This is a genomic window from Pseudomonas sp. HD6422 (genome assembly GCF_025377065.1).
GTDB lineage: Bacteria > Pseudomonadota > Gammaproteobacteria > Pseudomonadales > Pseudomonadaceae > Aquipseudomonas > Aquipseudomonas putida_U.
In genome coordinates this window covers 27,551-48,922 of record NZ_JAHWIW010000036.1, presented here as the reverse complement: position 1 = coordinate 48,922, position 21,372 = coordinate 27,551, and the positions used below count along the sequence as shown (strand labels likewise).

The following is a 21,372-nucleotide window of genomic DNA, read 5'->3' as shown; positions in this document are numbered from 1 at the left end:
CGATGCCCTGTCCGCTTTCGACCCATATAGATCGTGATGCACGAAGATCTCTGCTCAAACGTCAGCTACTACTCTGATCTGAATGCATCCCGGCTACAGAGCGCAAAGACCAACTAGCGTCCCGAGGCACAGAGCTGAAGGCGGCGCGGTCAGGAATTGCGGCAGCACTTTTTCCAAAGTTTGGCTAAATGACCCTGCCTATCAGCTCTAATAGGCAGGGTTAGAAGTCAATCCGTCACTGCTTGCGAATGCCTACGATCGTCGCTGTGCCCCCATTCATTCGGAAATCGAAGCTGACCTTGTCGCCTACCTTGAGTCCCTTGAGTTGCTGCTCGGTAGCGCTGAAGCCCATGGTCATTGCCGGCCATTTCAGGGCTGATACTGGTCCATGCGCCAAGGTAACTTTACCTGGTTCCAAAGCTTTGATGGTTCCCTCAGCCGATGCAGTCGGAGCCGCCTGGCTGCCTTGGGTCTCGTTGCCTTCCATGGGCATATTCTTCATATCCGTGCCATACATGTCTTGGGCCTGCACCGCCGCCGCAACGGCGAACACCAGGCCAGCGCTGATCAGTAGCTTCTTCATCGGGTTACTCCTGTTTGGGGGTTATCGTGTACAGCGAGTCCGCGGCGCCTGACGAGCCAGTAAGCCGCAGGGATTACAAATAGTGAGAGCAAAGGCGCGGTGAGCATGCCGCCGACCATGGGTACAGCGATCCGGCTCATGACTTCGCTGCCGGTACCGCTACTCCAGAGGATTGGCATCAAGCCTGCGACGATCACTGCTACGGTCATGGCTTTGGGGCGGATGCGCTGCACGGCCCCTTCGCGGATAGCATCCAGAAGCGCAGGTTGCCCCTGCGTACCGTTGCCGTTTCGTTCAGTCCAGGCATTGTTGAGGTAGATCAGCATGATGACTCCAAACTCTGCTGCGACCCCAGCCAAGGCGATAAAACCGACACCCGTGGCCACCGACAGGTTGTAGCCCATCATGTACAGCAGCCATACGCCGCCGGTTAGCGCAAATGGCAAGGTAGCCATGATCAGCAGCGCTTCACCGAGGCGGCCAAACGTGAGGTAGAGAAGGACGAAAATAATGGCCAGCGTCGCCGGTACTACCCATGCTAAGCGCGCATTGGCGCGCTCCAGGTATTCGAACTGCCCGGAATAGCTCAAGCTTATGCCAGGATCGAGCTTCACCTGCTGATCGACTAGCCGGCGCAGGTCGGCAACGACGGAGGACAGGTCCCGTCTCCGCACGTCGATATACACCCAGCCCGAGGGGCGCGCGTTTTCACTCTTGAGCATGGGTGGACCGTCCGCAATACGCACCCGTGCCACGGTTCCCAGTGTGATTCGCCCCCCTTGGCTGGTGTAAATCGGTAGCTGCCGCAGGGCATCAACAGAGTCACGCCACTCCCGTGGGTACCGAACACTGATGGGATATCGCGCCAGGCCTTCTACGGTTTCGCCGATGTTTTCGCCCCCAACGGCGCCGGCAACAATCGCTTGGACATCAGCAATGTTCAGGCCGTAACGCGCTGCGAATTGGCGGTCGATATCCAGATCGATGTAGCGTCCACCGGTTAATCGCTCGGCGAGGGCGGAAGTCACCCCTGGAACCGTTTTGGCCACCTTCTCGATAGCCAGAGTCACCCGGTCGATCTCATTCAAATTGCTGCCGGCAACCTTTACGCCGATCGGGCTTTTGATACCGGTTGCGAGCATGTCGATACGGTTTCGAATCGGTGGGATCCAGATATTGGTTAGCCCAGGTACCTGCACGGTACGGTCCAGCTCTTCGATCAGCTTCTCAGTGGTCATCCCTGCTCGCCACTGATCCTTCGGTTTAAGTCGGACAGTCGTCTCGAACATCTCCAGCGGGGCCGGGTCGGTCGCTGATTCAGCCCGGCCCGCTTTACCGAAGACACTGGCGACCTCCGGTACCGTTCGGATCAGCCGGTCCGTACGTTGCAAAAGCTCAGAGGCTTTCTGCGCCGAAAGACCTGGCAGGGCAGTCGGCATGTACAGCAAATCGCCTTCATCCAGTGGCGGCAAGAATTCGCCGCCGAGCTGGCTCAGGGGCCAGACACTGCTGAGCAAAATCAACAGTGCACCCGCCAACGTGAGCTTTGGCCGGCGTAGAACGATCTCCAATGCTGGGCGATAGAGCCGTATCAGGGTTCGATTGAGTGGGTTGCGCTCTTCTGCCGGTAAACGACCCCGAATCCAGTACCCCATCAGCACGGGTACCAGGGTAACCGAAAGGCCCGCTGCTGCTGCCATTGCATAAGTCTTGGTGAATGCGAGGGGCGCAAACAGCCTTCCCTCCTGAGCCTGCAAGGTGAATACCGGTATGAAGGACAGCGTAATGATCATGAGGCTGAAGAACAGCGCAGGCCCGACCTCGACTGCTGCCTCAGTCATCACTTTCCAATGATCTTCGCCACGCAACGACTTTCCAGGGTGCCACGTATGCCAAGCCTCAACCCGTTTGTGCGCGTTCTCAATCATCACCACAGCGGCGTCCACCATCGCACCGATTGCAATGGCTATGCCCCCAAGCGACATGATGTTGGCGTTGATGCCCTGGTGGCGCATGACGATCAGGGCAATGAGGACACCAACCGGAAGCGAGACGATGGCGACCAACGATGAGCGCAGATGCCAAAGAAATGCAGCGCACACCAGTGCGACCACGATGAACTCTTCAATCAGCTTCTGGCTCAGATTTTCCACAGCACGATCGATCAACTGGCTACGGTCGTAGGTAGTGACCAGCTCGACCCCGGCAGGCAGGCTTTTTTCCAGCGATTCAAGCTTGGATTTGACGTGAGCGATGGCATCTTTCGCATTCTTGCCACTGCGCAGAATTACTACGCCGCCCACCGCTTCGCCCTGTCCATCAAGCTCGCCGATGCCGCGACGTGCCTCAGGGCCCAGCTGTACAGTGGCTACATCGCCCAGTGTTACGGGTATACCCTTCGCAGCCAGGCGCAGGGGAATGGCTCGGAAATCATCGAGTGACTTCAGATAGCCGGAAGCCCTTACCATGAACTCAGCTTCGCCTTGTTCGAGCACGCCGCCACCGGTTTCCTGATTGGCCTTGGCGATGGCGTCCGAAACCTCAACTTGAGTGATTCCCAAGCTGGCCATGCGCAGCGGATCGAGCACTACCTGGTACTGCTTGACCATCCCGCCTATCGTCGCCACTTCGGCAACGTCCGGAAGAGTTTTCAACTCGAAGCGCAGGAACCAGTCCTGAAGGCTGCGCAGCTGTGCCAGGTCATGGGTACCACTGCGGTCCACCAGCGCATACTGGTAGATCCAGCCTACACCAGTGGCATCGGGTCCGAGCACTGGCTTAGCGGACGCCGGTAATCGAGACTGAACCTGGCTTAGGTATTCGAGCACCCTGGACCGCGCCCAATAGAGATCTGTGCCGTCCTCAAACAACACATATACGAAGCTGTCTCCAAATGCTGAAAAGCCCCGCACTGTCTTGGCTCCGGGTACGGAAAGCATTGTGGTGGTCAGGGGATATGTCACCTGATTTTCCACGATCTGCGGTGCCTGCCCTGGGTAGGAGGTGCGGATAATCACCTGCACATCTGACAGGTCAGGCAACGCGTCGATCGGCAAACTGCGCAGAGAGAAAACGCCCCAAGCTACGGCAAACAGTGTTGCCAGCAGGACCAGGACGCGGTTGCCAACCGACCAACGAATCAGGTTCGCGATCATGGCTGGTTCTCCTGCTGGGTTATTTGCTCGATGACCATGCCTTCATCGCGCTCGCGCACTCCAAACCGGATGCGTTCGCCAACCTTGAGTCCGGCAATCAAGCGGGGATCTGCCACAGGGAAAGTCATCGTCATACCAGGCATGCCCAGCGTCACGAACGGTCCATGAGCGATGGTCAGCTGATTACCTTCTATTTGAACGATGCGCCCATTGGCCTGATGTAGAGCCGGCTGTACAGGTTGCGCAAGTGGAGCATCGCCAGCAGTAACGGCCTCGATACCTTTCAAGCTCGCTTCGGAGTCCAGCAGAAACTGCCCGGACGCCACAACGCGCTGGCCCGCCTGAAGGCCTCGCAGCACGACCACCTGGCCAGCACTTTCCTGGCCGAGCACTACTTCCACCGGCCGGAATCGACCTCCGTCTTCTGACACCATTACGAGATCGCGTTTCCCCGTCCGAATGATCGCCTCGGCTGGCACCAGTAGGCTGTCATCCTGTTGCCCGGACGGATGGAGGGAAACCTGCGCGGTCATGCCTGGGCGCAACCGGCCGCCGGGGTTGGGCAGTTCTATACGAAGCCGCAAGGTGCGGCTTTGCAGATCCGCATCAGCCAGCAATGCGGTCAGCTTGCCGGGAACAGGTTCGCCTGGGAACGCTGCCAGATTCGCCTGCACTGCCTGTCCTTCCTGTAGGCCTTGGGCTTGCGCTTCAGGTACTGCGGCCTCAAGCCAGACGTTCGCGATACCATTGATCTTCGCCAACGTTGCACCCGGTGTCATTGTCATGCCTGGCCGCAATTCCAGAGCCTGAAGGACGCCTGCTGTTGGGGCCAAGAGCGTTACCGAATTCTGGACCCTTCCCGTACGGTCAATCCGGTTGATAAGATCGGCAGGCATACCCGCCAGCAGTAGTCGTTGCCGAGCTGCAGCGCGCAATTCATTGTCCCCAGATCGCTGAAGCGCCAGGTACTCTTCCTGCAAGCCCGCCCATTCAGGCGTCAACACATCTGCCAATGGGGCGCCCTTGGCAACCACGTCGCCTGTAGCGCGGCCATAGGTGCGTTCGACGTAGCCACCGGTACGAGCCTGCAGAACGCTAAAATCCCGCTCATCGAAGGTAAGCACGCCGCTCACCTGGAGGGTTCGAGCAAGCTGCCCTTTCGCTACGGTAGCCAGACGGACCCCCAGGTTTTGTTGGAGCCCCTGTGAAACTTGAACTGCGGGGCTCACCTCAGCAGCGGTGCTTTCCTGGTACTTCGGCACCAGTGGCATGTCCATGAAGGGCGACTTGCCCGGTGCTGGAAAGTGCTGCTGGGGGTACATCGGGTCATACCAATACAGCACCTTCTGTAGCGTTTCAGGGGAGGCAGTGGACACCTGCCCACGCTTTGCTAGCTGATAGCCAACGCCACCGCCGATAGCCAACGCGGCCAATACCACAAGGCTGATAGTTGAATTTCTCATGCGCGCACCTCTCCATACGCGAAGTGCAGCCGTGCAGCTGTCGCGGCCAACTGTCCTTGCAGATCGATGTCTTGCAGTCGTGTTTCAACCCGCTGACGTCGAGCGGTGAGAACCTCACTTAAGGGTGATTTACCGGCTCGATAGTCAGCAAGGGCGAGGCGGACTAGATCCTCCGCTAGCGGTAACAATGTTTCACGGCTGCGCTGCACTGCTCGCTGCAATCGCTGGTAATCCGCAAGATCTGTCTCCAGCTGCGCTTTATGCTCACGCAATGCCGCTTCCTGTTCGTCCTCCAGTTGCCGGACTTGTGCGCGACGTGCCGCGATCATCGGGTCCTGCCGTGAGCCAGCGAACAAGGGCAGTTGGAAACTTACCTGCAGGCTCACCATATTGCTGAATTCAGGCCCGCGCCGCTGGTAATCCACCTGCCACCCCCAGTCCGACTTCTTTTCTGCCAAGGCTTGGTGCACTTGAGCTTGTGCTTCCCGCGTAAGGGCGTTGTAGGTCGCCAATTCTGGATGTGCATGTATAGCGTGTAGATAGTCCGGCGCGCTCACTGGCCAGCGCGGAAATGCTTGAGCTTGCGGATCAGCATCCTCTCCAATCCATCGCTTGAGTGCAGCCCGTGCCTGAGCGGCCTGTGTGAGCAGAACATCTTTTTGCTCATCGAGTTGCGCAGCTTCCTGGTCAGGAGCAAGTGCGTCGGCCGTCGCGCCGGTACCGCCGGCCAGGCGTGCGCGGATTGCTGCGGCCAACAGACGGTTTTCTTTGTAGAAGTCCTCAAACTGCTGCAGTTTCCGTTGAACGGTGTACGCCGCGACCCAAGCTTGGGCTGTGGCAGCACGCACTTTTAAGCGCTCGAACACCGCCTCTGCATCGGCTCGCTCAACGCTCGCTCGTGCCGTCTCAACTCGTGCCTCCCGCTTGTCCCGGTTTGGTACTTCCTGGGAGAGGCCGACAACCTGCATCGTCATGAAATCGCGGTTCATGCTCCAACGATCACTGCCGTCAACAGGAAGGTTCTGCACTCCTAGGTTGAGACGTGGATCAGGCAGCTCGCCTGCTGGGATCACAGCGTGTCGAGCGGCCGTCATTTGCTCTTGCCTGGCCTGGAGGATGGGGGCATTGCGTTCGGCAAGTTGAAGCGCTTCCTCCAGAGACAACGGTGTAGCCTGAGCCGGTAACGTCGACAACAGGCTGATCAGAGCGGCCAGACATGCCATCCCTAATCGGTAACGTGGGGGAGTCATGGAAATGATTCCTCAAAAAATCAGCGCGCAAGCGCATGCCATCATCCGGCTGCAAAACAGGACGATGGGGTGAATTTAAGAGGTAATCAGGCGCGGGGTGGCCGCCAAGGGTCAGGAGGCGCCCTGTTTACGAGGCTCACCGCATAGGTATCTACTGGCCTAGGCGCAGAATAGGTGAGCGTGGGGTTAATTATTTCGACCTGAACTGTGCTCGCGGTTCTACACTCCTGGCCCACTTTGCAGGCTTTGGAGTGGTCGGCAGCTGATCCTGGATCAGTATCCTGGCAACAATCGTGATCCATCCCCGCCATCATCTCCATCCCCATGGTTTGCATGGGGCATGGTTCAATGGCTGAGTCGACTCCCGCCATGCCGTTGAGAGGAAGCGATGCGATTAGAAGCAGGATGGTGAACAGTCGTAGGAGCCGGTTCATGATGGCCGAGTATAGGTTACACGCATGAAATGAGCATTAAGCCGTTTGAGGCTTGGAAGTGGATTGTTTGGCGTGCGGCAGAGCGATGTGAAAACTCGTCACGCCGTCAGCGGAGGTACACCAAATTCGCCCACCATGAGCCTCGATGATCGAACGCGTTATGGCCAGACCCAAGCCGGCGTTGCTTGGGCTTCCTTCCCGCCTTGCAGGGTCAGCGCGATAGAACCGGTCGAAGATTTTGTTGATATGTTCCGGATCAATCGTGGCCCCATTGTTCTGGACGGACAGGTTCACTTGATCAGCCGCCTCGACAATCCGGACGGCGATATCGTGGCCTTCGGGGGTATAGCGCAAAGCGTTGGATAGAATGTTGGAAACCGCCCGGTCAATCATTAGCCGGTCACCACGGATCGTACCTTCGCCTTGAAGGGCAAGCCGAATGCTTCGGTCTTCGGCTGCAAGCTGGTAGTACTCAATCAGTCTGGACACTAGCCCGACCAGATCGATATCAACCTGCTCGGGGATGATCAAGCCGTTATCAGCTTTTGCCAGGAACAGCATGTCATCGATCATGCGCGACATGCGCTTGAGGTCTTCAAGATTGGAGTAGAGGTTGTCTTCGTAGGCATCGAGGTCGCGTTTTTTGGTCAGAACGACTTCGGTATGCGTCAGAAGATTACTTACCGGAGTCCGCAGCTCATGTGCGATGTCGGCTGAGAAGTTTGATAGCCGGACGAACGCGTCTTCCAGGCGTGCAAGCATTCCGTTGAAGGAGAGGATCAGCTCCTGCAATTCAAGCGGCACGGGCTCCAATGGAATTCGCTCGCGAAGGGACCGGGCAGACATGGATGTCGCCACCTTGGTGATCTGCCCAACCGGCCGAAGACCGCTCTTGGCCACGATCCACCCCAATCCTGCACTAACCAGAGCGCTGATGACCAAGCCAATGCCGAACCACCATTGCAGCGTCTTGAAAAAGTGGGCATGGCTGGTGACATCCAGCATCAACATGACTGTTACCGGCGCCTGCGCCTGCGCTATAGCCAGTTGAGAGGTAATCCCCCGGAAGTTCCGCGAGTCGATTTGCCAGTCCCAAACGGCGCCAGAAGAGGCCTGCTTAAAGCGCTCAGGGATGCGGGATGCCTTGGAGTCCGAGAACAGGACAGTACCGTCAGCATCAAGAATCTCCGCAGAAAGGTCCTGATGAGCCCCCAACAAAGCACGCAGTTGAGGCTCCTGATCCTCAAGTTCATCACGTGCTGCTGAAAGTGAAAGGATGTGCCGGGTGGATTCGAGTTTCTCGGCCAGGGCTTGCTCATCCAGCATCTGGAAATGGTGCTGACTGAGCATGTAGAAGCTCACGCCGGCAACGACCAATACGGCGATGACCGCGAACATGAACATGAGGGTAAGGCGTTTAACGAGCGACGATTGGGCGCGCATTACTCGGGAACATCCATCAGATAGCCCATGCCACGAACTGTATGTATGAGCTTGGGGGCGAAATCGTCATCAATCTTGGCCCGCAACCTACGAACAGCAACCTCGATCACGTTAGTGTCGCTGTCGAAGTTCATATCCCACACCTGCGATGCGATCAGGGACTTCGGCAGTACCTCGCCGCGTCGGCGCATGAGTAGTTCCAGTAAGGAGAACTCCTTGGCTGTGAGGTCGATCCGCTTGCCATTTCGGGTGGCCCGGCGCTTAAGCAGGTCTACCTCCAGGTCAGCCATCTTCATAGTGGTCTGAGCATAGCCACTGCTGCCTCTTCGCAGCAAAGTGCGCACACGCGCTAGCAGTTCCGAGAATGCAAAGGGTTTGACCAGGTAATCGTCAGCCCCGAGTTCTAACCCTTTCACGCGATCGTCCACGCCATCACGGGCCGTCAAAAACAAGACTGGGACCTCTTTCCCTGCCGCACGTACCATCCGCAGCACCTCCCAGCCGTCTAGCCCCGGCATCATTACATCAAGAATCAGCAGGTCATACGCCTCGCTCAAAGCGTATTGCAGCGCGTCGGTCCCTGTGACCACACGATCGACGGTAAAGCCTGCCTCCGTCAGCCCTTGCTGCAGGTAGGCCCCGATTTTTGGCTCATCTTCGGCTACGAGTAATTTCATCTGCTGCGCCCCCTTGGATGCCCTTCAGTGTGCAGCAAAAAAGGCACCCAACCAGAAGCTGACGGAAAAGTAATGTCGGGCTCAGCTTGCTGACAGTGCCGGGTAGCTAGCTTGAGCACTGTGAACGGCGCCAATCAGGCGAAACTGACCCTTAGAGGAAACGCAAATGAACATGATCAAAGCGATTGTGATGGTAGTCACCTTCGGCATGGCGAGCCTCGCCCTGGCTGAAGGCGGCGCGGATCGCACCTTCGCCAGGATGGAAGCTGCACGTGCATCTTCCATGCAGGCTTACCAGGTTGCTCAGGAGAAAAAAGCAGAGGCTCCTGTTACCGCCCAAAGCCAAAAGCACCCCGGCCACGAGAGCTGCTGAGCTTAGCTTACAGAAATGTAATCACCCCGGAATCTGAACTATGTCAGCTTTCGGGGTATTGCCTCCCGCAATCCTTGTGCTTTGGCGAAAGTCTACGAGGCTTGGGGGAGCTCAATTGAAACCAGATGGCTGCGGATCCCGCAGTCTGGATATCAGCGATCTACCTGATTGGACGCAACGGCATGCAAAGCAAAACCACGAGACGTTCATTCGTCAAAGGCCTGGCTGCTACCGGACTACTGGGTGGGCTGGGCATGTGGCGCGCGCCGGTCTGGGCCGTAACCAGCCCTGGCCAGCCTAACGTACTGACCGGCACCGATTTTGACCTGTACATCGGGGAGCTCCCGGTGAACATTACCGGGGCAGCTCGAACGGCGATGGCCATCAACGGTTCGCTGCCAGGACCAATACTCCGTTGGCGCGAAGGCGACACGGTCACGCTACGGGTTCGCAACCGCTTGAAGCAGGACACGTCCATCCACTGGCACGGCATCATCCTGCCGGCGAATATGGACGGCGTGCCGGGTCTAAGCTTCCATGGCATCGCTCCCGACGGCATGTACGAGTACAAGTTCAAGGTCCACCAGAACGGCACCTACTGGTACCACAGCCATTCGGGCTTCCAGGAGCAGGTCGGTGTTTACGGTGCGCTGGTGATTGATGCCAAGGATCCAGAGCCTTTCACCTACGATCGTGACTATGTCGTCATGCTGAGTGATTGGACCGACGAAGACCCGGCGCGGGTTATGTCCAAGCTCAAAAAACAGTCGGACTATTACAACTTCCACAAGCGCACCGTTGGCGACTTCGTCGACGACGTGAGCGAGAAAGGTTGGTCTGCTGCTGTGGCCGATCGAAAGATGTGGGCCGAGATGAAGATGAGCCCAACCGATCTCGCTGACGTGAGCGGGCACACCTACACCTACCTCATGAACGGCCAGGCGCCAAATGGGAACTGGACGGGAATCTTCAAGCCAGGGGAGAAAATCCGGCTTCGCTTTATCAATGGCTCGGCGATGACCTATTTCGACGTGCGGATCCCCGGCTTGAAAATGACGGTTGTCGCAGCCGACGGTCAGTACGTTAAGCCAGTGTCGATCGATGAATTCCGGATTGCCGTTGCTGAAACCTACGATGTCATTGTCGAGCCTGAAAACGAGCAGGCTTACACCATCTTTGCTCAATCCATGGATCGCACCGGCTATTCAAGGGGTACCTTGGCTGTCCGTGAGGGCCTGCAGGCACCGGTGCCGGCTGTAGATCCAAGGCCTCTCATCTCCATGAGTGATATGGGGATGGACCACGGCAGCATGGGTGGCATGGATCACGGCAGCATGGCCGGTATGGACCACAGCAAGATGGCTGGCATGGACCACGGCAGCATGGCCGGTATGGACCATAGCAAGATGGCTGGCATGGACCACGGCAGCATGGCCGGTATGGACCATAGCAAGATGGCTGGCATGGACCACGGCAGCATGGCCGGTATGGACCATAGCAAGATGGCTGGCATGGACCACGGCAACATGACCGGTATGGACCAAAGCAATATGGCCGCCAGCGGTGCCATGCAGAACCATCCCGCCTCCGAAACAAACAACCCTCTGGTCGATATGCAGACCATGACCCCTACGCCAAAGCTGAGCGATCCGGGGATCGGGCTTCGCGATAACGGGCGTCGGGTTCTCACGTATTCGGATTTGCGTAGCACCTTCATCGACCCTGACGGCCGGGAACCTGGCCGGACAATCGAACTGCACCTTACCGGGCATATGGAAAAGTTCGCTTGGTCCTTCGATGGGATCAAGTTTTCTGACGCAGAGCCGCTGCGGCTCAAGTACGGCGAGCGCCTGCGTATTACCTTGGTCAACGACACCATGATGACTCACCCCATCCATCTGCACGGCATGTGGAGTGACCTGGAGGATGAGGACGGCAATTTCATGGTGCGAAAACACACGATCGATATGCCGCCTGGCTCGAAACGAAGCTATCGCGTAACCGCAGATGCACTCGGGCGCTGGGCCTATCACTGTCACCTCATGTACCACATGGAGATGGGCATGTTCCGAGAAGTCCGCGTGGACGAATGAACTGGAGATACGAGATGAGCAAACCAATGAAACGAAGCGCCTTTTTCCTCTCTGCCGCGATGGTTGGCCTGCTCGCGGTGTACGCCCCGTCTTCCTGGTCCAGTGACAACCATGATCAGCACTCTCAAAAGTCGTCCAACGCGGCGCAATCGAACGGCTCGAAGAGCAAGCAAGCCCAGGGCATGAACCATGAAGGCATGGATCACGGCTCCATGAAAGGCATGGATCATGGCTCTATGGAGGGCATGGATCATGGTTCCATGGAAGGAATGGATCACAGCAAAATGATGGAATCGCATGGCAGCGACAAAGCTAAGGCAGGGAAAAATGGCCAATAGCGTTGCACGACCATCGCTGCTGGCATTCGCCGTTTCTTTAGGTGTGCTGGGCGTTTCGCCCAGCTTCGCCGCTGAAATGGATCATTCCGGAATGGACCACTCGGCAATGGGCCACGGTGCCATGCAGATGGACCACGCCTCATCACAGGCTGCGATGCCGGGCATGGACCACAGCCAGATGGGCGCGAGCAAGCAACCCACGCAACCTGCACCCGTTGATCACAGCAAAATGGGCCATGGCCAGCCCAAAGCGAAACCCGCCTCGATGGACCACAGCAAGATGGACCATGGAAGCATGAAAGGCATGGATCACGGGTCCATGGAAGGCATGGATCATGGCGCGATGGGTCATTCCACGATGGGAAACGGGAACGCTGATTCGCCGACCCCGACCAGCCGTACGCCAATCCCGGTGCTGACTGATGCCGACCGGCAGGCTGCCTTCCCCCCGCTTGACGGGCACAAAATGGATGACAGCGGGTTCAACAGCTTTTTCTTGCTAGACCAACTGGAATACCAAGATGCCGATGAAGGTAGCACGCTTGCTTGGGATGCATCCGGCTGGGTGGGCGGCGATATCAATAGGCTCTGGATTCGCTCGGAAGGTGAACGAACCAATGGTGTGACTGAAGATGCTGAGCTGCAGCTCCTCTATGGCCGCTCGGTAAGCCCGTGGTGGGATGTTGTCGCCGGCGTCCGGCAGGATTTCAAACCGGAGGATCCGCAGACCTGGGCTGCGTTCGGTATTCAGGGCCTGGCCCTGTATGACTTCGAAGCTGAAGCCACCGCCTTTATCGGCGAGAACGGTCAAACCGCTGCCCGTCTGGAGGGCGAGTACGACATCTTGCTAACCAATCGTTTAATTCTTCAGCCAACCGCTGAGGCCAACTTTTATGGCAAGAACGACCCGGAACGCGGCGTCGGCTCTGGCCTGGCAAACACCGAAGTCGGGCTGCGGTTACGGTACGAGATTGTTCGCCAGTTCGCGCCATACATAGGTGTCACCTGGAGCCGTTCCTACGGCAAAACCGCCGATTTCATTCGGGATGAAGGCGGGGACGTGGACGAAGCTCGTTTTGTGGCCGGTATTCGGATGTGGTTTTGAGAACTCAACATGAAAAAAACAATTACAACGCTGGTGGCGGCAGGTGCTGTTACTAGCGCAGCAGTGCTAGGTGCTGCTTACTTCGGTCTCGTGAACGTTGGTGCGGACGACCCACACTTCCCCGCTGTGCATGCGTTTTTGGCCATGGCGCGGGATCGCTCGATTGAAGTCCGAGCAAGCGACATTGAGGTGCCAAACCTTAAAGATCCTGCTCTCATCCAAGCAGGGGCAGGCAACTACAACGCCATGTGTATCGGTTGCCACCTCGCGCCAGGGGTGGAGAAAACTGAACTCAGCCAAGCCCTATACCCATCCCCACCAAACCTCACCGAGATAGGTGTAAGCGGTGACCCTGCTGCTGCGTTTTGGACCATCAAGCACGGTATCAAAGCGACAGGCATGCCAGCCTGGGGTAAGAGCATGGACGACCAGTACATCTGGGGAATCGTCGCGTTCCTGGACCAGCTACCGCAACTCAATGCTGAGCAGTACCAGATGATGGTCGCTTCCAGTGGTGGTCACCAACATGGCGGTGGCGAAAGCGATATGCATAACCATGAAGGCCAACACGGTGGTGCGAAATCAGGTCATGGAAATCATGATGATTCCGCAGCAAACGGCGTGGCTGAGGAAAGTCATGATCATGGCAGTTCGCATTCGGAGTCTTCATCAGTAGCGGAGCACCACGGTGAACACGAGTCCGGCGAGGCGCACTCGGACCACCACACAGGTTCTACTCCCAAAACCCATGTGCACAAAGACGGGAAGGAGCACACTCATGACAAGTAAGCGCCGCTTCCTCGGTTTAAGTACCGCAGCGTCACTTCTAATCGCCTCAGCCGCCTTTGCTGCGGAGCCCCTGACTATCGATGTGCACCGGGACGCTAATTGCGGTTGCTGTAAGAAATGGATAGCGCACTTGGAGGCAAACGGCTTCAAGGTCGTCGACCACGTTGAAACGGACATGAGGGCGGTGAAGCAAGAGCTAGGAGTAGCTCCGAGGCTGGCTTCGTGTCACACCGCGGTTATCGATGGCAAGTTTGTGGAAGGTCACGTCCCCGCAGCCCAGGTGCAGGAGCTCATAAAGCGCAACGACCTGGCAGGCGTCGCGGTACCTGGCATGCCCGCTGGCTCACCAGGTATGGAGGTTGATGGCATGAAACACGCCTATCAAGTCATCGGCCTCACCAAGAGTGGGGACGATCAAGTAGTTGCCAGTTATCCTGACACGTAATGCAAGATGCCCCGGGGGAAGGGCTTCTGCCGGCCAGCCGACCAGCTGCAGCGCTGGTCGTGGTCAGCTTACTCCAAGACTTACCCTGTCCCTTCGGTCAGTTTTGACCTCTACAGTTAATTCCAGCAGAGCGATATTCGAGGATTTTCAACTCACCTGTTGAGTCCTCGTAATTCATCTGTGTCGGCATCACGTCGCAGCTACCTTTGAGCGAAGTCATACTGATAACTCTCGCCACATCCAGTTTCATTCCGTAGCGATAATGGATCACTTCAGGTGGTTTTTTTCCATTGGCAGCGGCGTAGGCACGCATTGCTTGCTCATTTGCCTGAATCATCTTTCCGTGTAAGCGATCAGATCCTCCTTCAGCTAAAGCGGATGAGGAGGCGATTACGAGCATGAGGGCGGCAATGCTTTTAGCGGTGTTCATTTCTGTTACTCCATGAAGACATGAGTGAAGCTTACCGACTGGGAGCTGTCATCCACGTGATCCAGGAATTACATGTTTGTAAGCAGGCTATCGATAATGATGGCTCTGAATACACGTGAAAGCCGCGTCGTTTCAGGCTGCGACAGTTTTAATTCTCTAGCGAATCAGTCTGAACCGGCGTTTTGGGTGATTGCGACAGTTTTGCGTTTCCTCTCCAAATGGCTGCAGGCCGCGAAAGACGGGACCCTCTAGCGACAGTTTTAATTCTCTAAATCCACCACCCGCAGAAAATTTCGTCACGCCCCAGAATGGGAATTTGCATTCGGGGCGCACCACGATTCATCTCGTGCCAGAAGCCGCCTGCAGTGCAATCAATTGGCGAGCCAAGACTCGACTACCTCAGCGCCATACTCGTTTTTCCAGGCCTTAAGCGTACGCTGATTACCACCCTTGGTCTCAACAACCTCTCCGCTGTGTGGATTCTTGTAGACCTTCACTTCGCGTGGTTTCCGAGAGGTTTTTGGGGCCATATCAGTGGAAGCCACCGCTTGCGGATCGAGGATCAGCACCACTTGGCGCAGGCCGTAGCCATACTCGTTGAGCAAACTGCGCAGCTTCGTTTCAAATTCCATTTCCTGCTTCAGGGCAGAGTCATTTTTCAGCGCTTCCAGCTCCGCCAGTTGGGCTGCGAGCTGTTGTTCGAGCAGGCGGAATTCAGCGAGACGGGACATAAGATTCTCCAAAATGGGTTCGATGATTTTAGCAATCAAGAAAGAAAGCGTGCTAACTATCTTGATCCCACATGCCTGAATCGGCAATCACGAGGCTGAGCGATCGGTGTGGATAAAAACGTGATGGCTTCAGGATCGTCGATCTGGGCGGCTTCACTTGCGAGGTAATCGATCAGCTTTTTGCTTCTTACCCAAACGTACTGCCGGCAAGCCGCGTTTGGAATGGATGGCCCCGCAACGGGGCGAAACCTGGCCTCCCAAAGGTGCTTGAACGCCTCCCTGGTCGACTTCCCCAAATACACCGCAATCTCCGGTCCCAAGATATAGCCACGTCTGAATCTGTCGATGGCTTGAGGCTTAACCATCAATTGCGTACGCCGGCCTCGTTCGACAGCAGTGCTCCATAGCAGACCCAGTCGAACGAACGCGTATGCGCATTGTTCTTTGACGCCTAACAGCGCAGCAGCCTTGACTACCGACAGGCCGGGAAAGACCGGACTCTTGTTCTCAGCTCGGGCTTGTTGCCACGCTGCAAAATCTTGCGGCTTGAGTAACCACGCCCCTACCGCAACCGAGCCATTCTCAGCTGGGCCGTAAGCGCGAAGTTCACCTGCACGTATTGCCTGAACCAACTCGACCAACCCACCCCCCTTGGGCAGAGAATGCTTGGCCAAGTAGTTGATCGACACCAGGCTCTGGTCAGAGCTGGTAGGCAGCTTCTCATCAATCAATTCGTTGATCGAGCGGCAGTCAATCAGCCACCTTTCGCCTGGGCGCGGTTCTCCACCAAAGAACTGGAGGGTACCACCAGCTAGCAGCTGCCTAACCCGATTGCGACAGAGGCTTAGCAAAGTCGAGGTTTCTTTCATATCAGCCACGCCCTGGAGATGCTGCGAGATTGCCTTCAAATGATCCAGGTCCACGACCGTAAAGACTCGATCTTCATGGACCTTCTCCCGATAGGCGATTTGTCCCTCCTGATGAAGGCGTTTTATGACTGATACCCCGAGACCACAAGCTTCAGCAGCAGAATCGAACGACACCCAACGATGTCTCTCAATCGTCTCCTCACTCAAATTGCGATTTCGCTTCGCTAACGGTGCTTCCCACGCATGCTGCAGAAATGATTCGAACTCTCGACGAAGAAAGTCAAAACAAGAGTCATCCAGATCACGGTGGATGTCGTGGTATATCGGGCCGAACGATCTGCTGAGCGTCCAATGTTCGTTATCGGAATGGACTGCCTTGAGGCCACTCAGCAGTTCTCTGAATGCGAGAGGCCAGTTCATGAGAACCACGCCCGCCGCGTTTGCCATAAGCCGCGATATCTCTAGCGAACCCGAATCAGCAACCTTCAGCGGCTGGGTTCTTTCCGTAGGCAAACTTCTGACAGCGAGACGCGATGACAACTCGTGAAACTGTTCGTAGGTGAGGGCCGCCAATCCCGCGTCAGCTGGCAACGAGTCGGCGTAAAACCTATCTTCAAAGCCAGAGGTGAGCCAGGCGGCCGTATCACTCGCCGGCGCGATCTCAAAATTGGTCCCACTCAATGAGGTGCCACACGCTTGGCAACTATTCGCACTCATTGCGCTTGGATCGGTTTCCTTCAGACAGTTGGGGCACCGCCCGTGGAGTTCAGTGCCGTGGACAGAACACGTCGTAACCAGGGTCAAGCCCCAGCTTTCTCTCCAATAACCGGCTTCGCCCAAACAGATCGGACAGTAACGAGCGTGATGAGTCGTCCATAACTTGACCCCCTTGGGCCTTGGATCACGAAACTCAGCAGATACCGCAGGCCAGCTCAGTGGTCCTTCCATCATCTGCAGCCAGTCCGCAACATCGGTCTCGTCGGCTCGTGCAAAGGCGGTGAGCAGTTCCTTTCTGGGTAATCCGTTGGCTTTCGCCAGGCGCTGCAGGTACCCCAAAAGACTTTCGTCTTGGTGTGGTCGTGGGTTGATTAAAAGACCAAACATTCCTACACATCCATGAAATCGAAGACATAAAAATCAGGGGAGTAGAGCCGGGCCGATAAGCCCGGCCCTTGGCCGTCAGGTACTGCTCTCTTCGAACGTCTCAAACGGCTCCCGCTTCCCGAACAGAGGCTGGAAATTGAAGCTCGCACTGAAGGGGTTTCGATCCTCGGTGGCGTAGCTCCAAACCTCGTCTTCAAAAGCCTGGGCCAGCACAGGAAGTTCAATCCCGACAAGGTCCTGGACTTGAACCAGCCAAACAGCCCTGTCCACAATCTTGATGAGGTAGTCGATCAATCCATAGGAAGCCAGGTAGAAGCGTTTAATCATCGCTGGCTCTACAAAACTGATGGTTTGAACAGGCAGTTCGCCCTCGATTGCCTGCAACAACATCACGAAATGAAGAGACGTATTAGCGGAGAAGGTGAAGCGATCGTATGCCACCGTGGCCGAAAACCTGCGTCGCAGTTGCTCGTTTGCTAGCAGGAGATTTTCGGTGCGCTTCAGCCCAATCAGAACAAACGCGATACTGGTTTCATTCATCAGACTCTTGATCCAGTCTGCTGCCTCATACGCACCATTACGACGATAATCGACCAGGTGCTGCGCCTCATCGAGGACCAACATCTCCACGCCAAGGTTCTTCAGCAGCAGGACTACTCGCGCAAATTTAACCTCTGCCGAATGTCCTCGTGCCTCTGCGAAGGGATCCTTCAGCTCTGCCAAAATGGCTGCTGCCAGGTTCTTTTTGGTTGGAGACGAAGGCATCTCGACGAACAGAACTGTCCGCTTCTGTGGGTCATGGCTCTCCAATTCCTCCAATGACCGAATGTACTCCTTGACCAATGTGCTCTTGCCCACTCCGCTTGGACCTTGGATCAGCAACCCTTTACTTGCTCTGGTACGCCGACTATCGCCGTGGATATCGCCTAGTCGCGTCAACGCTCGCTCGACTTGAGGGCTGTGAATAAAACGATCGCGGAGCGTAAAGCTGTATTCACCATGCTCGTAGCATTCGTACAGATTGATGGCGTTCATGGCTTAGAACTCCCAGCAGGGCGACGAACCGAGACCTTGAAGGCTGCTGGCGGAATGTTAGGAATAGAGTCACCGGTCCATTCCACTTCAGCGAGTACCTTGGGTGGAGGCGTGCTTTCGGTCACTCGACCCTCCTTGTCGATTTTCGCTATGGCAGCTGCGCGTCGTTTTCTGAGCGTCTGCGAACGGCGGGCCTCGTCTGCATCTTCCATAATTTCCTGGTAGCACCTGTGCGTAGCCTCGAAGCTAGGCTGCTCATTATATTTTTCTCGCAGCGCTTTCTCGGCAGCCTTCCACACCTCCCTGCTCTTACCGGCCATTCGCTCATCTTTGGCGGGCACTTTGAAGAACAAGTTTCTGAAGCGGTCGTGAACCCAAACGTGCCCGGCTTCGTCTCGATAGCGGACGTTTACCTTTTCTCCGTCTGCCAAACGCATACGGAGCTCAGCAAGTTCCGTAGAGTGGTAGCCCACTTTGGCAACCTCGATGCCGTAATGGTGAACCTTCACCGAGGCCCGCTTGGCCAGAATGCACTCCAACGAGTCCAGGTCGACGGGAAGGCTGATGACATGGTTCGCCTCGCTAGTCCCCCAGACTTGAGCCGGTGTTCTGTTGTCCAGCCCCCGATGAGGAGTCTGGTGGTAACCATCGACGATCCATTTCACTACCACCGCCTCCAATTGAGGGAGCGTGAAACATGCATTCTTCTCCGAGTCGTAATCGCCACGCTGCTGGATATTCGAGAAGGTGGTACCCGGGAGGTTGTGGATAAGCCCCAGGTTCTGTGTGCTGAAAAAGCGTTCGACGGCACCTTTCCTTTGAGGGGCCCTTGAAGCGGGATACATGATCTCGATACCCAACTCGTTGAATCCCATGATGAGATCGCCCGCGTGAAATTCCGCTGCGTTGTCTGGGACTATTCGAGCCGGCAGCCCACGTGCCCACCATTCATTTCTCACTTTCGGAAAGCGCTTCAGCAATTCGGCTTTTGGACGGATTGAGCGTTCGATCACACGAAGCACGGTTTCCGTATTTGGCGCCGACAGGTGGAGCAAATATCCCATCACCATTCGAGAGAAGCGGTCGAGGACGATCGTCAGATAGGGGCGCCCAATGCACAGCCCCGAGGTTTCATCCACAAGCTGGACGTCCAACAAGGTGTGATCAATTTCCCAACGTTCCAAAATCTCATGGACACGTAGGACACCCGCCGCAACACGGTGCTTCTTGTCTGCTGCGTGTTTTCCGAGCCTCTCCTTATCCACAAGGTACGGATCCAGCTTGGCGATGTACCTTCGGACAGTCATTCCGCTTGGGATCTTGAGCTGATCCGAAGGCAAACGACTTTTGTTCCTCTCTTTTATCTGATCCTCGAATTCTGAAACGACCACGCTGACCGCTGGAATCGTATCCTGCAGGTAGGTTTTATTAATCACCCCTTCAAGAATAACTTCGAGCTCTCCCTGTATCGCGGCAGCCCGACCCTTTTTGGCATGCTGAGGGATAAGCTTTACTACGTTCTGGCCAATGTATTTGGCTGCCCAACGTCGAATAGTGGAAACCGAGGGTGCGCACGCATCCCCAATCTTTTTGGCGATATCTCTAAGCTTCTTGATCATGTCTTCGTCACCCGGTAGCTTGTATTTACCGCGCTTAGTTAGGTCGTCCAGATACTTGCGTCGACGCAATGCCTCATCTCCATGTTTTTTGGGGAAGCATGAAATATCTGGAGGGACGTTCCGCACATACGGAACCCTCCCAAGGTATGGCTGATCAGCGGAGATCTCGATCTCGCGCTTCTCGTAGGCCTCATAGAACTCCTTCTCGGATAGCTTCGTGGGCTCACCAAGCTCATCGAAAAAGAGCAGCTTCCGGTCAATAAGCCTCTTCTCAAGCACCATCAGTACGCCACGAACGATGACGACCAATTTCACCCTAAGGGAAAAGGTTTGCATGACGGTGCCCCCCTTGCAGGAAGACCGGGGAGTCAGTGTCAATTGACCTATCAAGGTCAATGCCCACCACCCCAAGGCCTAACAAGCGCCAGGCTTTCCCCTCACCAACCACGTAGAGCAGATCTGCAACGGTCATAGGCGGCCATTCGTTGAAGGTCGCCATTACCTCCTCCAACGCCTGATGCGAAAGCTCTGGACCGCGCCGGTGATACATCAGCCTTCTAAGATTGGTAGCCAGGGGTTCAGCTTCAATTAACTTTTCAGTGATCACCGAAAAGTTACGGGCAGTGGCGTTGAAGTAGCGCTCAGCGGCATCCAGTCGCTGCCTGACGCTGGCAATCTTCAGTCGGTCGTGAGGCTTCACTTCAAACCACCACTCGCGCCCATCCGCGAGGAAAACCTGTACGTCTGGGTAATATTTGAAGTAGCCCTGGAGCGATGGAACACGTTCCTCACTGGGCTGCGGGACGTAGCCGATGACCGCAGGAGACAGCTCAAGAAGCCGAAAAAGAGCGCCTTCGAGCTGGGACTCCCAGGGCACAGGCTTTTTATTTTTGAGCGATGGGAAGTAGCCGCGGTAATGGTTGGACCGCCGCGTGACCACCTTTCGTACTGTCATGAAACACCTCCGAAAATCTCGAAACGAGCGCCGACGCTGCGCCAAAAAATCAAGGCGCAGGGCGGGCGAAGTGAGGCCTTTCGACAGGCAACACTGTGCCGTCGAGTAACCTCGCTAAGGTCGAAAAAATGGGAGAGGATTGACAGTCGCTTCGAAAAAGCAGACATTGCGGGTTCTGAGGACGCAAGTCTGCTTCGCTAAGCGCGGTCAGTCCTCTCGGGATTGATCGCGTTTTTCTACATTTTCAGGTCTCCTTTTCTCTCATTGGTCATGACTCTCATGACTGATCAGAATCTAAAGCAATCGGCTTGCTCTCTTTATTTCTAAACGGCCACTTCGTGATCGCTGGAGCAATTTGGATCAGGTCTGAAGCTCTCGCTTCAAACAGCTGATTTGGCTGAAAATCTTCAGTGCAAAGCGGAAAAGTTGGTCATAGATCTTATTCCAACATCCCTTCGAAATCTACAAAAAATCCAAAATG

General features: G+C 56.0%; 18 protein-coding genes. 6 read left to right on the top strand and 12 right to left on the bottom strand.

Annotated features, from left to right (window positions below; genetic code table 11):
* Nucleotides 1-235: 235 nt before the first annotated feature.
* The 6 genes from KY379_RS22530 to KY379_RS22500 all read right to left on the bottom strand — a co-directional run bounded on the left by KY379_RS22530 (nucleotide 236) and on the right by KY379_RS22500 (nucleotide 9,005).
* A complete protein-coding gene (locus KY379_RS22530) occupies nucleotides 236-583 on the bottom strand; it encodes a copper-binding protein (RefSeq protein WP_011953092.1) in 348 nt (115 codons plus the stop codon).
* Nucleotides 580-3,738 carry an efflux RND transporter permease subunit gene (locus KY379_RS22525; RefSeq protein WP_011953091.1) on the bottom strand — a complete coding sequence of 1,053 codons (3,159 nt, stop codon included), beginning with the start codon at nucleotides 3,736-3,738 and terminating at the stop codon, nucleotides 580-582. Before KY379_RS22525 ends, KY379_RS22530 begins: the two co-directional genes overlap by 4 nt.
* Nucleotides 3,735-5,201: an efflux RND transporter periplasmic adaptor subunit gene (locus KY379_RS22520; RefSeq protein WP_011953090.1), complete on the bottom strand. Its 1,467-nt coding sequence runs from the start codon at nucleotides 5,199-5,201 to the stop codon at nucleotides 3,735-3,737. The genes KY379_RS22525 and KY379_RS22520 overlap by 4 nt, the downstream gene beginning before the upstream one ends.
* The gene (locus tag KY379_RS22515) at nucleotides 5,198-6,451 is read right to left on the bottom strand and encodes a TolC family protein (protein WP_261242129.1); all 1,254 of its coding nucleotides are present in this window, start codon (nucleotides 6,449-6,451) and stop codon (nucleotides 5,198-5,200) included. The genes KY379_RS22520 and KY379_RS22515 overlap by 4 nt, the downstream gene beginning before the upstream one ends.
* Before the next feature lie 470 nt (nucleotides 6,452-6,921).
* Nucleotides 6,922-8,328 (bottom strand): heavy metal sensor histidine kinase, encoded by a 1,407-nt coding sequence (locus KY379_RS22505; RefSeq protein WP_011953087.1) that lies wholly within the window; start codon nucleotides 8,326-8,328, stop codon nucleotides 6,922-6,924.
* Complete coding sequence (locus KY379_RS22500) at nucleotides 8,328-9,005, bottom strand: heavy metal response regulator transcription factor (protein WP_011953086.1); 678 nt, start codon at nucleotides 9,003-9,005, stop codon at nucleotides 8,328-8,330. Before KY379_RS22500 ends, KY379_RS22505 begins: the two co-directional genes overlap by 1 nt.
* Before the next feature lie 166 nt (nucleotides 9,006-9,171).
* On the opposite strand from KY379_RS22500, the gene KY379_RS22495 reads away from it, so the two are divergent.
* From KY379_RS22495 to KY379_RS22470, 6 genes are all read left to right on the top strand, one after another.
* Nucleotides 9,172-9,378, top strand: a complete 207-nt coding sequence (locus tag KY379_RS22495; RefSeq protein WP_011953085.1) for a co-regulatory protein PtrA N-terminal domain-containing protein — start codon at nucleotides 9,172-9,174, stop codon at nucleotides 9,376-9,378.
* Nucleotides 9,379-9,560: 182 nt separating this feature from the next.
* Nucleotides 9,561-11,471, top strand: a complete 1,911-nt coding sequence (locus KY379_RS22490) for a copper resistance system multicopper oxidase (RefSeq protein WP_023377932.1) — start codon at nucleotides 9,561-9,563, stop codon at nucleotides 11,469-11,471.
* Between the two features lie 14 nt (nucleotides 11,472-11,485).
* Nucleotides 11,486-11,809, top strand: coding sequence for a hypothetical protein (locus KY379_RS22485; RefSeq protein WP_012269845.1), 324 nt, complete (start codon nucleotides 11,486-11,488; stop codon nucleotides 11,807-11,809).
* Entirely contained in the window at nucleotides 11,799-12,914 is a 1,116-nt protein-coding gene (locus KY379_RS22480) for a copper resistance protein B (RefSeq protein WP_011953082.1), read from the top strand. The genes KY379_RS22485 and KY379_RS22480 overlap by 11 nt, the downstream gene beginning before the upstream one ends.
* A 9-nt stretch (nucleotides 12,915-12,923) precedes the next feature.
* Complete coding sequence (locus KY379_RS22475) at nucleotides 12,924-13,703, top strand: c-type cytochrome (protein ID WP_011953081.1); 780 nt, start codon at nucleotides 12,924-12,926, stop codon at nucleotides 13,701-13,703.
* A complete protein-coding gene (locus KY379_RS22470; RefSeq protein ID WP_011953080.1) occupies nucleotides 13,693-14,148 on the top strand; it encodes a DUF411 domain-containing protein in 456 nt (151 codons plus the stop codon). Before KY379_RS22475 ends, KY379_RS22470 begins: the two co-directional genes overlap by 11 nt.
* A gap of 97 nt (nucleotides 14,149-14,245) precedes the next feature.
* On the opposite strand, the gene KY379_RS22465 is transcribed toward KY379_RS22470, so the two are convergent.
* From KY379_RS22465 to KY379_RS22440, 6 genes are all read right to left on the bottom strand, one after another.
* A complete protein-coding gene (locus KY379_RS22465; RefSeq protein ID WP_011953079.1) occupies nucleotides 14,246-14,578 on the bottom strand; it encodes a DUF2790 domain-containing protein in 333 nt (110 codons plus the stop codon).
* A gap of 371 nt (nucleotides 14,579-14,949) precedes the next feature.
* Nucleotides 14,950-15,309 carry a histone-like nucleoid-structuring protein, MvaT/MvaU family gene (locus tag KY379_RS22460; RefSeq protein ID WP_010951431.1) on the bottom strand — a complete coding sequence of 120 codons (360 nt, stop codon included), beginning with the start codon at nucleotides 15,307-15,309 and terminating at the stop codon, nucleotides 14,950-14,952.
* Nucleotides 15,310-15,365: 56 nt separating this feature from the next.
* Nucleotides 15,366-17,282, bottom strand: coding sequence for a TniQ family protein (locus tag KY379_RS22455; RefSeq protein WP_010951430.1), 1,917 nt, complete (start codon nucleotides 17,280-17,282; stop codon nucleotides 15,366-15,368).
* A 75-nt stretch (nucleotides 17,283-17,357) separates the two neighbouring features.
* Nucleotides 17,358-18,317, bottom strand: a complete 960-nt coding sequence (locus tag KY379_RS22450; protein WP_010951429.1) for a TniB family NTP-binding protein — start codon at nucleotides 18,315-18,317, stop codon at nucleotides 17,358-17,360.
* Nucleotides 18,314-20,272: a DDE-type integrase/transposase/recombinase gene (locus tag KY379_RS22445; RefSeq protein WP_011953078.1), complete on the bottom strand. Its 1,959-nt coding sequence runs from the start codon at nucleotides 20,270-20,272 to the stop codon at nucleotides 18,314-18,316. Before KY379_RS22445 ends, KY379_RS22450 begins: the two co-directional genes overlap by 4 nt.
* On the bottom strand, nucleotides 20,253-20,891 hold the full coding sequence (locus KY379_RS22440; protein ID WP_011953077.1) for a TnsA endonuclease N-terminal domain-containing protein: 639 nt from the start codon (nucleotides 20,889-20,891) through the stop codon (nucleotides 20,253-20,255). Before KY379_RS22440 ends, KY379_RS22445 begins: the two co-directional genes overlap by 20 nt.
* Between the last annotated feature and the right edge of the window lie 481 nt (nucleotides 20,892-21,372).